Below are 15,920 nucleotides of genomic sequence, written 5' to 3' on the forward strand. Positions count from 1 at the left end.
ATAATGTAATTTTTTTCTATTACGTCGGTGGAGACATAGGAATAGAGAGCATGGGATTTTATCTCATGCTTTTTTTAATACCATTATCCTTCTCCTTCATTTTCGAGAAATTACTTGCCCCCTATAAATCTCTTATAAAGAACCATACAGATAAATACAATTAGAACAATAACCAAAAGGATAAAAATTATTCCTGAGATCAATTTAAATGTGACCATGAATATACACCTTTCATTTTAATTTATCCTAATATTTACTTTTTCACAAAAAAAGTAAATATTACATTGATTCCAAATAAGGAATATGGCAGTATTAATATAAATATTAGAAATTTTTTAAGATTTTAGTTTATTTAAGTTTAAATTAAAAGAAAGGAGAAATCAAGATTACATAAAACTAACTCTATTATCTTTTAAATCTAATACCTTAAAAATCTAAAAATAGGAAGGGGAATTATAATGCATAAATCTACCAAAAAAATAGATTTATTTTTGTATTTCTATTAGCGATGTTTTTTGTAGGTAGCATGTCAGTAAGCGCTAGCACGAACAATGATAATGGAGTAGATGCTTTAAATCAAAAACTAGAAGAACAAAAAATTGAAGAACAAACAGGTCAGAGTTTAGAAGAAGGTATAGAGGTGGAAGTTGGAAAGCCTTTAACTGTAGAATTTGAAGATGGTAGTTCTGTGACACACTTAGTTGAGATAGAAGAACCAAAAACAAACACCAAGTCAGATTTTAGTCTTCTTACCATTAGTGGGAATACTTACTCTTATACTAAAATATACGAGGGGTTGATATTTGGATCAGCTAGAATAAAACTAGGTGTAGAAGGTGTTAAATTTACAGATTATGCTGGTAGAGGTGGGTCTGTTTCCGTAACAGGAGCATTTCAAAATGTAGTAGACACCTCTTGGGCATCGGTAAATAAAGAAAGCACAAATTACAAGTATGTGGGACTAGCTTCTAACGTAAGGGTTGTTAGAGCAAGAGCTAGAGGAGATATATTATTTAATGTTTCAGGAATACAGAAACAACAAACTTATGATTTCGCAATCGAAGTTAGCCCAATCGATAAAACAAGTGTTAGATTAATTAGTAATTATTAATTACCCTTATAGCTATCTCCCCGCCTATTTTCCGGGCGGGGAGATAGCCTGCTTATTCACCATAAATCCCACATCTTAACCCAAGGATATGTATTTTCAGGAAGATAGAAAGTTCGTTCTTCAAGTGGTTTAATCAGACTCATATCTGCTTTTTCATATGTAATGCAAATCGGTTCTGTTGTGAATTGTATCAAAAGGAATGAAATGCCTTCAGGCCTTAAACTGAGAGAAGAAGAGTGAATATTTAATAAAAAAAGACCACCTAAAAAAAACAATACTGTAATTAGAGATAGACCTTAACGTAGTTTACGAAGGGTTTATCTCTTTTTATTTTACTTAATTGACAATAAAACACTATTTATAAAGTAAAGTATACAAAGTAAAATACGAAAGTGCTTTCTATTTTATACACAAGGAGGATATAGTCATTATTTAAAGTAATTCAAATCAAAGGTGATAACTACTTTTTTAATAATTTGTAGAGGATGTTTTTTATGAGAGTTCAGGAGATTATCGTCTCTGATAATACAAGGAGATATTTACTTGTAGATCAAAATGGAGAGTTTGTAAAGCCTGTGGTGAAGTTCCTAAAATATAAAGACACCACGGGATCCGCCAGAAATACATTACGTTCCTATAGTTATGCTGTAAAATTCATAAACAACATTCAGAGTGGAATGATTTCAGCCAATTAAAAAGAGAAGACATTGAGAAATTTCTAATTCACTTTAATCAACTTTATGAGGGGTTAAGTCTAGGGCGTAAGCGACTATTACTTTCGACAGTTAATTCTTTTTTAGAGTATCTACAACGATTTGAGCATTCTGATGCACCACTAAAGCCAACAAGTACATTGTTTTTCAAAGAAGACTTTCCAAAGAATCAGAAGCAAAAAGAAGATCAAATTAAATATATTCCTGAAAGCGTCATAAATCAATTGGAGTTTCTTTTAAACCAGAATCCAGATGACGTCATTCCACTGATGAACGATATAGAAAAGGATTATGTCCCTATTGTGATATTACTTATGGCAACTGGTTGGCGAATTAGTGATATTTTAAACCTCCGGTTCCAAAATTGTTTGATAGCCACAAACAATGGCTATTATTTACAAGGAGATATTCCCAAAACTGACGTGAAACAACATCGTGTCCCTATCGATGAGGAAGTAGTTAGGGCTATACAAACCATTATAGAGCAAACAAAAGAAAAGTCGACACGAGAGAACAATCCCGAAGGGTATTTATTTGTTCGAACAAGTGGAAAACGTAAGGGTAAACCTTTTGCGGGTCAAAGTGTGCAGCGAGCATTAAATTGTTGGGCTGAAAGATACAAAACCCTTGATCAGCACGGTAACATCTATCATTTTGGAAACCATGCCTTCCGGCATACAAAGGGAGTAGAATTAATTAACCTAGGCATGAACTTAACCCATATCATGAAGTGGTTTGCCCACGCATCACCTGAAATGACATTGATGTATGCCAAAATTGCAGATGATACACTTAGAAAGGAATGGGAAAAGGCACAAAAAAAAGGGATCTCTCTTACGAGTTGACCTTGGGGACGCAAGAGTATCAGAAGTGAATTTAGATGAGGACCTGATTCATTGGGAATACATTCGAGGTAACATAGAAGCAGTTCGGGTTCCTTTAGGCTATTGTTTAGCCTCTAAGAAAGAGGGTTGTCCATATGTAGTAACACCTTGTTTAACATGCTCAAACTTTTGTACAACACCTGAAAATCTTCCTGACTTTGAAAGAGAAATCAAAAAGATTGAAGAGCACATAGAAATGACTAAACACTATCCAATATACAACAAAAAGACGAAAGAACAATTGATCAATCTAACAAAGATTAGGTACCAACTTACCGACGGTAAGTTACACCGTGGGAATAGTGCCAAAAAAATATTATTACAAGCCCAGAAAGCAAAAGAAGGTGTGATAACATAGTGAAACACAAAAGGAATACAGAGGCAGTAGTTGCATTTGCCAAAAAGAAAAAAGAAGAAACGGCGGAAAAGGTTGAACAAGCGATAAAACAATTGATTAAGCAGAATGAACGAATAAATTTCAATACTGTTACCAGCGCAGCAGGGGTTTCCAAGTCTTATCTTTACAATCAACCTGAACTAAGAAAAAGAATTGAATCTCTTCGTCAAAAACAAAATAAAGTGGCATCTCCAAAAAATATTAAGAAGAACATGAATGACGAAAACCAAGATAGCTTAATTCAAGTATTCCGAGAACGTATTCGAGAGTTAGAAAAAGAAAACAAACAATTAAAAGACGAAATCAAAAGAATTAATGGAAAGCTTTATGAAAGTTTCTAAATACTGCTTTAGCATAAAAGGTTGAAAAAGGGCCTCACGTAGTGTATATATACACTACGTGAGGCCTTAGGTTTTTTCTATACTTTTATTTTTCTAGTCTTGATTTTTTATAGAAGAGGGTTTCTTTTTTTGCTATTTTTTTGAAAAACCAAAAAACACGGTTGGGATAGCACTTAATGCTAAAATAAAGATCCAATCTCTTAAACTCAAATCTACGGTATGGAACACTTCTTGAAGGGGTTCCAAATAGATTACAATGACGAGAAGCAGTACTGAAGAAATAACAGCTCCGACTAGATAAAGGTTTTGAAATGGGTTTCTTGCAAATACGGAATGCTCGCTTCTGCAATCAAAAACGTGTATTAGTTGTGCCATAACCAATGTTGTGAATGCGATCGTTTGAGCGTATCTTAATGATTCAGGATTGCCTTGATACGCCATCATGAAAGCAATAAGCGTGATGAGGCCAATCAATAATCCCCTACTAACAATTTTGAAGCCTAATCCTCTTGCAAACACCCCTTCTTTAGGATCTCGTGGCTTACGTTTCATCACATTGTCTTCCGCTTGATCAAGTCCAAGTGCCATTGCTGGTAAACCATCTGTTACAAGGTTTACCCAAAGGATTTGGACTGGAATTAATGGTAAGGGTAGAGCAAGGAGCATTGCAAAAAGCATAACCAATATTTCACCAACATTGGATGCTAACAAATAACGAATAAATTTCCGTATATTTTCGTAAATATTTCTACCCTCATAGATCGCTGATTTAATTGTGGCAAAATTATCATCTAACAGAATAAGTGAGGAGGCTTCTTTTGCAACATCTGTTCCGCTTTGCCCCATACTTATCCCAATATCACTTGCCTTAATGGCCGGTGCATCATTTACTCCATCACCGGTCATTGCTACAATGTGTCCTTTGTTTTGAAATGCTTTTACAATTTTCAATTTATGTTCTGGGGTAACACGAGCAAAAACATAGACGTCCTCTACAATCGTGCTTAGTTCTTCTTCTGTCATATGACTGAGCTGATGCCCTTCCATAACTCGTCCATTTTTTGGCATTAAATGAAGATCTCTTGCAATCGCTTGTGCTGTTTTCACATGGTCGCCAGTAATCATTACGGTTTTGATTCCTGCGTTATTACACTCTAAAATAGCATCCTTCACTTCTTTACGTGGTGGATCAATCATACCCGTTAGACCGACAAAAGTGAGATCCTTTTCTAATAGCGCTTCATTAAATGGATGATCATTCCCAATTTCTTTCACACAAATTGCGATGGTTCGTAAGGCCTTGTCTGCCATTTGATTTATTTCACGATTTATTTGATTCTGATCTTTTGCCCGTAGCGGCCTTTTCTCCGATTGATCTGCAATAAACGTAGTACGTGGAAGCAACATGTCAGGTGCTCCCTTTGTTACGACAAAGCGTTTTTTATTTTGATCTTCTACTACAACCGTCATTCTTTTTCGATCAGAGTCAAAAGGAATTTCGTGAACAATTGTAAACTGAGCTGTAAAATCTTCCGAGATCCCTGCTTTTCTCGCAGCCGCTAAAAGTGCACCTTCCGTAGGATCACCATCTATCATCCATTTCCCTTTTCTTTTTAATAAAGAAGCATGATTACACAATGTCCCATACAGCAAGACATGATTGATATCAGGGTTCTTTATCTGCTTATTGTCAAGATAAAAAGCCCCTTTCGGATTATAGCCTTCACCTGTAACATGTATCGTCTGATCGTTTACGTATATTTCTTTTACGGTCATTTGATTTTCCGTCATTGTACCTGTTTTATCTGAGCAAATAACAGAAGCACATCCTAGCGTTTCCACGGCAGAAAGTTTACGTACAATTGCCTTTTTTCGAATCATTCGCTGTACACCCAAGGATAGGGCAACCGTAACAATCGCTGGAAGGCCTTCTGGAATCGCAGCTACGGCAAGAGACACACCCGCAAGGAACATTTGATATGTCGGATGCCCTTGGTAAACCCCAACAACAACCACAAATGCAGTTAATAGTAACGCAACAATAATTAAAATTTTCCCAAGCTCTGCAAGCCTTCTTTCAAGTGGTGTTGCCATTTGTTCCGTTTTAACTAACAGAGACGCGATTTGACCCATTGCGGTACTCATGCCTGTTCCAACCACAATTCCTTCGCCGCTCCCTCTTGTTACAAGTGTGCCCATGAATACCATATTGTTTTGGTCCTGAGGCTCCAAATCCTCTTGTTTAATCGCGGTAGCGTGCTTTGCAATCGGTAAAGATTCCCCTGTCAATGCCGATTCTTCCATTTCAAGACTGCTAGATTTAGAAAGACGAATATCTGCTGATACCCTATCCCCACTTGAAACACGAATTACATCCCCAACAACAACCTCACTTGACGGGATCTTCATCCATCTCCCATCCCGCTTCACATTTGCCATTGGAGCAGATAACTCTTTTAATTTCGAGAGTGATTTCTCTGCTTTTTGTTCTTGAAAAAAACCAATAAAACCATTAATTAAAACGATTACCATAATCGCAATCGCATCCACATATTCTCCTAGCAATCCAGAAACAAGCGTTGCTGCTAAAAGAACGAGAACCATGAAATCCTGAAATTGCTTTAAAAAAACAAGCCAAAGTGGCGTTTGTTTGCCCTCTTCTAACATATTAGCTCCAAGTTTTTTCAGTCGTTTCGAGGCTTCATCTGTTGTCAAACCCTGGCTTGTCTTTACACCTAGTTGCTGCTCCATATTTTTTAAGTCTAATTGGTACCATTTCACATCACATTCCTCCATGTACGAGTCAGTCTGTTCTATATGTATTCAGACTCGTCCTAAAACATGCTATAATTAGGTATTGAGGTGATCCATATGGTATTTGACGGTATCGTCACCCGTGCTGTAGCGCATGAACTTAGTCATGCCCTAGCATCAGGACGATTAATGAAAGTACATCAACCGACCAACACGGAAATTATTTTGACGATTCGTAGCAAAGGAGAAAATCAATCCTTACTTCTCTCTGCACACCCTAGCTATGCTCGTATACACATAACAACCGATTCTTACCAAAACCCGAAAGAACCTTCTATGTTTTGTATGCTGTTGCGGAAGCATATAGTTGGTGGCTTTATTGATAAAATAGAACAACACGAAATGGAACGCATTATTCACATTGATATCAAAGGTAAAAATGAAATCGGGGATGAAACAAACAAACGGCTAGTGATCGAAATTATGGGAAAGCATAGCAATATCGTACTGATCGATCAAGAAAAAGAGTACATATTAGACAGTATTAAACACGTCTCACATGCTCAGAGTAGATATCGTACCATTTTACCTGGTCAAGCATACAAGTTACCACCTGATCAAGGAAAGATTAATCCTCTTTCCATTGATGGTGCATCATTTGTGAAAAAATTGGATTTTAATGCAGGTAAGCTAGACAACCAAATGGTAAGCAAAATAATGGGGTTATCTCCTTTCATTTCCAAGGAAATATCGAATCTTGCCCACTTAGGCTCTCAATTTGAATATAAAGAAGCTTTTGAAGTCGTCCAAACTTGGATCCTTCGTCACGAATATAAACCAGCTATTTTCAAACGAGAGAAAGATGATTTTCATGTATTACCATTTCAATCAATTGGTGAAGAAGGAGAAATCTTTTCCTCTGTAAGCACGATGCTTGATCATTATTACTCTGGTAAAGCGGAACGTGATCGCGTCAAGCAACAGGCTGGTGATCTATTACGATTTCTAAAAAATGAACGTGAAAAAAATACTAGAAAAATGAAAAAGCATCAGCAAACCATTCAAAAGGCTGAAAAAGCTGATCATTATCAACGTTTAGGCGAGCTTTTAACTGCACATCTCCATACCATTAAGACAGGTGACAAAGTAGCTCAAGTTATTGATTATTACGATCCAGACCAAAAAGAAATCACGATTGAATTAAACCCGAATAAAACACCGAGTGAAAATGCTCAAAGCTACTTTAAGACCTATCAAAAATTAAAAAAATCAAAACAAATGGTTATACAGGAAATAGAAAAAGCAGAACAAGAAAATGCTTACTTAGACGCACTTGTTCAACAAATTGATGGCGCAAGAGAACAAGACATCGAAGGTATTCGTGAAGAACTCCGGGAGGAAGGCTACCTAAAGGCAAAACCGAAACAAAAAAAGAAATCCCAAAAACCAAAGCACCCCGAGCCAGAACAGTTTATCTCAACAGATGGAGCAACTATTCTTGTAGGGAAAAACAATAAACAAAACGAGTATCTTACCACCCGTCTTGCAGATAAAAACGACATTTGGCTACACACGAAGGATATCCCTGGTTCTCACGTTGTCATCCGTGATAAAAATCCGAGTGAGGAAACCTTATTTGAAGCTGCTCAGTTGGCCGCCATTTTCAGTAAATCTAAGCAGTCCTCATCGGTTCCCGTTGATTATACAAAGGTTCGGCACGTAAAAAAACCAAATGGCGCCAAACCAGGTTATGTCACCTACGACAACCAAAAAACGTTATTTGTAACACCAGAGGCGGACTTTCTTACTAAATTGAAAACAATGAAAGAGTAAGCACATTTTAAAAGAGTTTTGAAGAGGACATATATTCCACTATTTATCTAAAAAGATGTTAATTTAATGCAAATGAGTTTCCGTTTTTTTATGAATTAAAAACAATGATACTAAGGAAAGACAAACATCGCATATACTTCTTCAAAAGGGATTGATCATTGCACACGAGGAGTGTTAGGATGGAAAAAATAATCGATCATATCGGAGTTGCGGTTCGAAACTTGGAAACCAGTATTGACTTCTATAAAAACACATTAGGAGCCAAATTAATCGATCGCTATAGAAGTGAAGCAAAAGGTGTAGAAAGTGAAATCGCAATGATGGAAGTAAATGGAGCTATAACAGAGTTACTGAGCCCGACGAACAACACAACTTCCCCTATTGCTCGTTTTATTAAGCAAAAAGGGAAGGGGGTTCACCACATTGCCTATCGTGTAGAAGATCTTGACATTGCGTTAAAAGAATTGGAAACGCAAGGTATTCGGACGTTAGCAGATACGTTTAGAACAAACAAACACGGAAGGCGATTAATATACTTAAATCCAGTTGATACAGAGGGAACCATCATTGAATTTTGTGATTATCCTAATGGAAAAGATATTACTTTGAAAAAATAATCCCGTCTTGAGCACAACAAAATTTTCCATTTTAATTAAACTGAAGATTATTGGGCAGTATAACCACCATCTATTACAGTGGCTTGCCCAGTAATCCCTTTGGCTTGATTACTAGCTAAGAACATAGAGTAATCAGCGATTTCTTGAACTTTAAGTAATCGTTTTTGTGGCACTAGAGGAAAAATCACTTCTTCTAAAACCTTTTCGAATTCTATGTTTCGATTTTCAGAAAAAACGCCCCAAGCAAAGCGCTCAAATCTTAACCTTGCTTGGAGCTATTCATTGATATCTTATCGTTTACCAACGTGCTGTAATCATTTTACGTCTTGTATAAAACGCTACCCCGTCCTTTCCGTTTGCATGTAAGTCACCGTAGAAGGAGTTTTTCCAACCAGAGAATGGGAAGAACGCCATCGGTGCTGGTACGCCTACATTCACACCTAGCATACCCACCTGTATATTTTCTCTAAAGTAACGAACATCACTTCCATTTTGAGTAAACAAACACGCACCATTACCAAAATCTGACTGGTTCGTTAAGTCAATCGCCTCTTCTAAAGAGTTAACTCGAACAACCGAAAGCACAGGTGCAAATATTTCATCCTTCCATATTTTCATAGAAGGTTTTACATTGTCGAAGATCGTTGGGCCAATGAAGTAACCTTCTTCGTGAAAAGATTCATCTTTACGACCATCACGGATAAGCGTCGCACCCTCCCTTTCACCGATATCAATATAATTCGCAGTTTTTTCCTTATGTTCCTGACGAATAACTGGGCCTAGGAAAACACCTTCATCAAGACCATTTCCCATTTGAAGTTCATTCGCGTTTTCATTAAGCTTTTGAACAAGCGAATCTGCTACATCACCAACTGCTACTACTACTGAACATGCCATACATCTTTCACCTGCTGAACCATAGGCTGCTGCAATAACTTCCTTCACAGCTAAATCCAGATTAGCATCAGGCATTACGATCGAGTGATTCTTTGCACCCGCTAACGCTTGAACGCGTTTGCCGTTATTAGCTGCTGTTTTATAAATATACTCTGCAACGGGCTGAGAACCTACAAAAGAAATAGCTGGAACATCTTTGTTCTCAAGTAGACCATTCACGACATCGTGAGCGCCATGAACGATATTCAGCACTCCATTTGGAAGTCCTGCCTCTTGAAATAATTCAGCTAAACGATTAGCTAATAAAGGAGTACGTTCAGATGGCTTTAGAATAAAGGTATTGCCCATTGCAATTGCAAGCGGGTACATCCAGCATGGAACCATCATCGGGAAATTAAAAGGAGTAATTCCACCTACAACGCCAACCGGATATCGATACATACCAGATTCAATATTGGAAGCAATATCAGGAAGCTGTTCCCCCATCATTAACGTAGGCGCACCAGCTGCAAATTCAACACACTCAATACCACGTAAAACTTCACCATAAGCCTCTTTATAACTTTTTCCGTTTTCTTTCGTAACTAATTCCGCTAATTCATCCCAATTATCAACTAACAGCTGTTGGTATTTAAACAAAATCCTTGCACGTTTTGGTACTGGAGTTTTACTCCACATTTTAAAAGCCTCTCTTGCGACTTTAGCAGCGGTTTCTACATCCTCCTTTGTAGAAATTGGCACTTCACCTAGTATTTCCCCAGTAGCTGGATTCGGAACACTTTGATATTGATCGGTATTTGCTTCAACCCATTCACCATTAATGAAATTTTTTAATTTTTTAATTGCTGTTTGTGTCATATTAAAAACTCCTCTCGATTTATAAATTACGAATTAAAAAATAGAATATAAGATTACCGCCAAGACCAAAACGGCCGTCGGCAATAGAACACTTAGCATGAAGAATATTTACACCTTTCATAGTTAGATAGATTAGTAAACCAAGAGATACTATTAAACCGATCAACCCTAACATAATTTTCTCTCCCCCCTATTCCCTATCTCACTTTGTTATCAGTTGAGAAATCATAATTAAAACAAATATGGTAAAGTTCTTCGATTTCTAACTTTGTTGGTACTTTTGGATTATTACCTGGACTACCACTTGCCAAGGCATCATTCGCCATTTTGCTGACAACGCTTTCAAATGGCTGCTTTTCAATTCCAAATCCACTTAAATTAGGGATATTTAACTGCAAACAAAGATCCCTAACGGAAGAAACAGCAATCTCAGCAGCTTCTTTGTTTGTTTTACTATTTGCCTCAGGAGAGAATATCCTACCTAAATCCGCCAAACGATCAATGGAAGAATCCTTGCTAAATTCTAAAACTGCTGGTAAAAGCATTGCGTTGGAATATCCATGTGGTACATGGAAGAGAGCACCAATAGGCCGTGACATCCCATGAACCAGACAAACAGATGCATTTGTAAAAGCCATTCCCGCTTGCAATGCACCTAATGACATCGCTTCCCTAGCATCTAAATTTTCACCATCTTCGTATGCTTTTAGTAAATTATTAACGATTAATTTCATTCCAGAAAGTGCGGCCATATCCGTCATTGGATGAGATAATCGGGAAATATATGCCTCAATTGCGTGACTTAACGCATCGATACCTGTCGCTGCAGTAACACTCTGAGGTGATGTGATGGTTAACAACGGATCAACGATAGCTACTGTTGGCATAAATGCTGGCTGTTTAATCATCATTTTGACATCATTTGATGTGTTTGTGATGACAGTCACATCCGTTGCTTCAGAGCCTGTTCCTGCGGTGGTTGGAATTGCAATATGCGGAATTGCTGCTTCCTTCGCTATTTTATTTCCTCTCATATAGTCACCAATATAACCACCGTTCGTTGCTAAAACTGCAATTGCCTTTGCTGTATCAATACAACTTCCACCACCAAGAGAAATAACAAAATCACATTGTTCTGCTTTAAGTAGTTCCAAAGCCTCCGTTACATATTTGTCAGTTGGCTCAGATTCAACTCCCAGATAAACAACATTTTCAACGTTTTCCTTAGAAAGATAGTTTCTACAAGAATTTACATAACCAAGGGTATCCATTATCTTATCACTAATGATAAGCGCTTTTTTTCCGCTTAAAGCTGCCTCATTCCCTAGCTTTTCCAACGAGTTTCGCCCATAATTAATTGTTTGGGGCGTGCGAAAAATAGCGTAATTATCCATCCTGATTCCTCCTTTTTTTGTCTTCACAAGTATATATGCAAATAACATGCCAATAAGGAGAATGCGCATTCACTGTTATGTACGAACTGAATGTAGTCCGAACACTACACTTTTGTATATAAATTGTAGTGTTCGGACTACATTCAGTGTAACGTATGTTAAATTTTTTAAGCTTTTGATATAAAGTTGTTCGATGAATGCCTAATTGATCTGCTGCCTTTGATTTATTTCCTGCAGTCTGAACTAAAGCTGTCAAAATTAACTCCTTTTCTCGTTCATTACCTAGGCTTTTAGCCTTGTCTAGTAGGTTTGATTTTTGATTTAATTCATCACTAACCCCGCTTATATGACCTGTTTCCTTTACCATATTATAAGGCAGGTGATGAGTATCAATTACAGTCCCATCAACAAGTGTTACTAATTTTTCGATCGTGTTAACCAGTTCTCTAACATTTCCACGCCAATGGTAATTCATAAATGCAGAGACCGCTGCAGAAGTAAACATTTTTTCTGGTGTCTGGAATTTATTACAGACCTCTTTTACATAATGTGAAATCAGCGGGGGAATATCTTCTTTTCGTTTACGCAATGGCGGAATAGGGAGCTCAATAACATTAATTCGAAAATATTGATCCTCACGAAACTCACCCATTTCAACCATTTCCATTAAATTGCGATTTGTTGCGGCAATGATTCTTACATTCATTTCATAATTTTTAACACCGCCAATACGTACAACTTCTTTTTCCTGTAATACCCTTAGTAACTTGATTTGCATCGTAAGCGGCATTTCTCCAATTTCATCAAGAAATAGGGTTCCATTTTGAGCTAATTCAAATTTACCTGGTTTTCCATTTTTTTTGGCACCAGTAAAGGCACCTTCTTCATAACCAAATAATTCAGATTCAAATAAATGTTCTGGTATAGCACCACAGTTTAAACTAATAAAAGGGCCTGAGGAAAATGAGCTTAAATTATGTATACTTTTAGCATATAATTCTTTTCCTGTTCCACTTTCGCCAGTAATTAAAACAGGTGCAAACGATTTTGCTGTTTTTCTTGCTAACCTCTTTACATTTGAAGTACTTTCACTAACCCCAACAATTTGATCTAGTGTAGTCTTTACAGTTTGTTGACTTTTAACCATAAATGGTTGCTCACGTATTTCTTCTCGAATCTTATTCTTCTGTAATCTTTCATACATGTGATACAGTTCTGTTACACCTTCAAAAATTAGCATTCCAATTTCACCTACAATTCTATCCTTATTCCAAATTGGGATACGATGTACAACCATAGATTGCCCTTGGATATTTTGTAAAACACCCCGCTCAGGTATAGCCGTTTTGACGGTAATATGAAGCTTAGTATTTTCTATTACCTCTGTGACTGGCCTTCCAACAGCATCTTCACGTTTTATTCCAGTAAAACGACTATATGCCTCGTTAAATTCTAATAAAATACCTTGATCATCAACAACAGCTATGCCTTCATATGCACTCTCTAAAATAACTCTTAAAATTCCCGTATTGTTCTCTGACTCAATTGACTCACGGACATACTTGGATAACCCCTTTATCAGATCCTCTCTTTCTAAAACACCAATTAATTTGTCTTGTTCATCGACTACTAGGAAGTGTTCACAAGATAACAAGTGTATATCTAATAAAGTATCATCACAGCGCACTTGGGAAAAATTCTGTTCGGAAATTTGATTGAGTACCTTTTCATCCATATTTTTATTAATAAGGAAGTGATGAAGAAGTAACTTCGTTGTGAGCACACCAATTGGGCGATTCATTTTATCAACAACTGGCATAAAATCAACACGAAGTTGATCAACTACCTGAGCCGCCTCCGAAATTGTATAATCACCACGAATAAAATAAGGATTCGGAATCATCCATCTCTCTACCTTTAGTAATTTCTCATCTGCAATTGCTTCATCAAAGCTGTTAATGAAATGCTGAATCGACATAATTGACCTCTCTCCCAAAAAATATATTTATTAAAAATGAACATTCATTTGGTTCCAACTGAAAATATAATAAAAATCAAAATGCATTGATATTCTATTCATTAAATTATATGAAAAGTGACGGAAGCTTTCAATTTATATTCTATCCAAGCTACCAAACTAGATTTTATTTTAGAGAAGGATTATTATTCTGATGAAAAGAGCCAAATAAGGTATCATAATAAGAAGTAGATTGATATACTTTACTCGAACATCTTTAAAAGTGACAAATGATCATGCATGCGATTCCACTTTGTTTGTGATAATCATTATTCACCTATTCTTGAGGCTGTTCCATGCTTTTAAAAAAGCCCTCTGAAACCTTATCATTTGTAGTAAGGGAAGACTTTTCAAACAATTACTTTTGTAATTTCATCGATTAATTTGATGTATCTTAAGGTAGTTATGGAGGAAAATATGAAGTTACCATTTCAAGCTAAACGTGTTTTTCAAATTGCAGCACCAGCAATTGGTGAATCTTATTTACAAAGTTTGTTAGGGGTCATTGATTCCTTTTTTATCGCCCGACTCGGTTTGTTAGCAATTAACGCGGTCGGGATAACCAACATTTACAGTATGACCTATATCGGCGTGTTTACTGCAATATCTGCTACATTATCCGTGTTTTTGTCAAGAAGCTTTGGGGCAAAAAATACAGATCAAAGTAAATCTGTCTTATTCCATGGCTTGTTAATTGCGACGATTATTGGATTACTCTTTTCTGTGCTATCCGTTCTATTTTCAAATTTTTTACTAAACTTAGCTGGAGCAGATGATGCATTAAAAAAGACAGCTTTTTTATATTTCAATGTTGTCCTTGGACTGACTCCATTTATTGCACTTTTCACAGCACAATCAGCTGCTTTTCGTGCCATCGGTGATACTCGAACACCGTTTCGCGTTGGGGTAGAAATGAACATTGTCCACGTCATATTCGATTACATTTTGATTTTTGGACTTGGTCCCATTAAAGGATTCGGATTAGCCGGTGCGGCAGTAGCAATGATTTTGGCAAGAGTTTACGCTTTTCTCAGGCTCTTTTTAAAATCACAACAAATCCCTTCCATTGCTTTGTCTGTTAAAGATCTTAAAATCGTAAGAACCTTAACAGGAAGTATGACGAAATTTGCCATTCCTGCTGTTCTAGAGCGTCTATCAATGAGGCTTGGTCAGGTCGTTTACTTTGGGTTAATTGTTCGAATGGGTACCGAAACATATGCGACACATAACATCGCTGGTACATTGACAACTTTTTCTTACACAATCGGTGGAGGTTTTGCAATTGCAGCCACCACTTTAATTGGGCAATCGATAGGTGAAGATAACATAAAGGAAGTAAAAGAGTACCGAAAGTGGAGCTATCTTCAATCAGCTTTTTTTATGACAGTAGTTACCGCACTTTTAGCTTTGTTCAGTCCTTGGATCGGGCGATTATTTACGGACAATTCTACTGTAATTAGTTTACTAACCGTTATCTTGTTAATTGACACGATTGCCCAGCCATTTCTTGCATCTGTATTAGTCGATACATCTGCAGTTCAAGCGGGCGGAAATAGCTCCTTCCCAATGATTGTAACGATGATAGGCATTTGGGGAGTTCGTACTTTAGGTGTATATTTTTTCGCCTGGAAACTTGGCTTTGGTTTACCAGCTGTCTGGATATCGATCGCAGCGGACAATGCGCTAAGAGCGATCCTTTTCAGTTGGTACCGTCGAAAAAAGGTAGTGGTACGGGGATTAAGCTAAAAGACTCCCTAGGACTGGAACGGAAATTTTTTTGGTGTATTGAGTTCTTAACCTATAACTATCTAAACTTCTGCAATTAAACACAAATAGGCTTCATTAAACCTTTAAGGAATACAATATTCATCAGAATTGCGTATCTTATGAATAATTTCGGTGCCAAAGAATAAGAAAACAGCATTTAGAAAGCACAAAAAGTTAACAGTAGATAATTAAATCAATTTAACATTTACAAAGAGACTATCTGTAACTTAGGATAGTCTCTTTGTAAAATTAATCATATTTTTTTCTTGGGTCACGGAATGAACTCGAAAAAGATTGGTTGTTGTTGTAACTCTCCCCTTCCGCTGAAAGGTTGTAC

Annotated in this window: 11 protein-coding genes and 1 pseudogene; 7 read left to right on the plus strand and 5 right to left on the minus strand. The window is 36.8% G+C overall.

The genetic code is table 11. From position 1 onward, the window contains the following. The first annotated feature begins 526 nt into the window (after positions 1-526). The 4 genes from NC797_RS03815 to NC797_RS03830 all read left to right on the plus strand — a co-directional run bounded on the left by NC797_RS03815 (position 527) and on the right by NC797_RS03830 (position 3,446). Entirely contained in the window at positions 527-1,111 is a 585-nt protein-coding gene (locus NC797_RS03815; RefSeq protein ID WP_272435379.1) for a hypothetical protein, read from the plus strand. An 853-nt stretch (positions 1,112-1,964) separates the two neighbouring features. Beyond that, the gene (locus tag NC797_RS03820) at positions 1,965-2,669 is read left to right on the plus strand and encodes a tyrosine-type recombinase/integrase (RefSeq protein ID WP_272435380.1); all 705 of its coding nucleotides are present in this window, start codon (positions 1,965-1,967) and stop codon (positions 2,667-2,669) included. A 25-nt stretch (positions 2,670-2,694) separates the two neighbouring features. Continuing rightward, a complete protein-coding gene (locus tag NC797_RS03825) occupies positions 2,695-3,066 on the plus strand; it encodes a hypothetical protein (protein ID WP_272435381.1) in 372 nt (123 codons plus the stop codon). Next, positions 3,066-3,446, plus strand: coding sequence for a DUF6262 family protein (locus NC797_RS03830; protein ID WP_272435382.1), 381 nt, complete (start codon positions 3,066-3,068; stop codon positions 3,444-3,446). Before NC797_RS03825 ends, NC797_RS03830 begins: the two co-directional genes overlap by 1 nt. A gap of 132 nt (positions 3,447-3,578) precedes the next feature. Here the strand turns inward: NC797_RS03830 and NC797_RS03835 are convergent, their stop codons facing one another. Then, positions 3,579-6,227 (minus strand): calcium-translocating P-type ATPase, SERCA-type, encoded by a 2,649-nt coding sequence (locus NC797_RS03835; RefSeq protein ID WP_272435383.1) that lies wholly within the window; start codon positions 6,225-6,227, stop codon positions 3,579-3,581. A 90-nt stretch (positions 6,228-6,317) separates the two neighbouring features. Between NC797_RS03835 and NC797_RS03840 the strand changes: the two genes are divergently transcribed. After that, on the plus strand, positions 6,318-8,033 hold the full coding sequence (locus NC797_RS03840; RefSeq protein ID WP_272435384.1) for an Rqc2 family fibronectin-binding protein: 1,716 nt from the start codon (positions 6,318-6,320) through the stop codon (positions 8,031-8,033). A 179-nt stretch (positions 8,034-8,212) separates the two neighbouring features. Beyond that, positions 8,213-8,650, plus strand: coding sequence for a VOC family protein (locus tag NC797_RS03845; RefSeq protein WP_272435385.1), 438 nt, complete (start codon positions 8,213-8,215; stop codon positions 8,648-8,650). 47 nt (positions 8,651-8,697) lie between these two features. On the opposite strand, the pseudogene NC797_RS03850 reads toward NC797_RS03845, so the two are convergent. The 4 genes and pseudogenes from NC797_RS03850 to NC797_RS03865 all read right to left on the minus strand — a co-directional run. Next, positions 8,698-8,871: pseudogene (locus tag NC797_RS03850) on the minus strand (SDR family oxidoreductase); the annotation flags it as partial. A 76-nt stretch (positions 8,872-8,947) separates the two neighbouring features. Then, positions 8,948-10,405 carry a CoA-acylating methylmalonate-semialdehyde dehydrogenase gene (locus NC797_RS03855; RefSeq protein ID WP_272435386.1) on the minus strand — a complete coding sequence of 486 codons (1,458 nt, stop codon included), beginning with the start codon at positions 10,403-10,405 and terminating at the stop codon, positions 8,948-8,950. A 197-nt stretch (positions 10,406-10,602) separates the two neighbouring features. Further along, positions 10,603-11,799: an iron-containing alcohol dehydrogenase gene (locus tag NC797_RS03860; RefSeq protein WP_272435387.1), complete on the minus strand. Its 1,197-nt coding sequence runs from the start codon at positions 11,797-11,799 to the stop codon at positions 10,603-10,605. After that, the gene (locus tag NC797_RS03865; protein ID WP_272435388.1) at positions 11,792-13,777 is read right to left on the minus strand and encodes a sigma-54-dependent Fis family transcriptional regulator; all 1,986 of its coding nucleotides are present in this window, start codon (positions 13,775-13,777) and stop codon (positions 11,792-11,794) included. Before NC797_RS03865 ends, NC797_RS03860 begins: the two co-directional genes overlap by 8 nt. A 456-nt stretch (positions 13,778-14,233) precedes the next feature. Here NC797_RS03865 and NC797_RS03870 point away from each other — a divergent pair, with 456 nt between their 5' ends. Then, on the plus strand, positions 14,234-15,562 hold the full coding sequence (locus tag NC797_RS03870; RefSeq protein WP_272435389.1) for an MATE family efflux transporter: 1,329 nt from the start codon (positions 14,234-14,236) through the stop codon (positions 15,560-15,562). Positions 15,563-15,920: the final 358 nt, after the last annotated feature.

Origin of the sequence: Terrihalobacillus insolitus, assembly GCF_028416575.1 — a bacterium.
GTDB lineage: Bacteria > Bacillota > Bacilli > Bacillales > Amphibacillaceae > Terrihalobacillus > Terrihalobacillus insolitus.

What these genes read in the sequence shown, in the direction of transcription:
- NC797_RS03815 (WP_272435379.1), top strand. Translation starts at nt 527, where the DNA reads ATGTCAGTAAGCGCTAGCACGAACAATGATAATGGAGTAGATGCTTTA.
- NC797_RS03840 (WP_272435384.1), top strand. Translation starts at nt 6,318, where the DNA reads ATGGTATTTGACGGTATCGTCACCCGTGCTGTAGCGCATGAACTTAGT.
- NC797_RS03845 (WP_272435385.1), top strand. Translation starts at nt 8,213, where the DNA reads ATGGAAAAAATAATCGATCATATCGGAGTTGCGGTTCGAAACTTGGAA.
- NC797_RS03855 (WP_272435386.1), bottom strand. Translation starts at nt 10,405, where the DNA reads ATGACACAAACAGCAATTAAAAAATTAAAAAATTTCATTAATGGTGAA.
- NC797_RS03860 (WP_272435387.1), bottom strand. Translation starts at nt 11,799, where the DNA reads ATGGATAATTACGCTATTTTTCGCACGCCCCAAACAATTAATTATGGG.
- NC797_RS03865 (WP_272435388.1), bottom strand. Translation starts at nt 13,777, where the DNA reads ATGTCGATTCAGCATTTCATTAACAGCTTTGATGAAGCAATTGCAGAT.
- NC797_RS03870 (WP_272435389.1), top strand. Translation starts at nt 14,234, where the DNA reads ATGAAGTTACCATTTCAAGCTAAACGTGTTTTTCAAATTGCAGCACCA.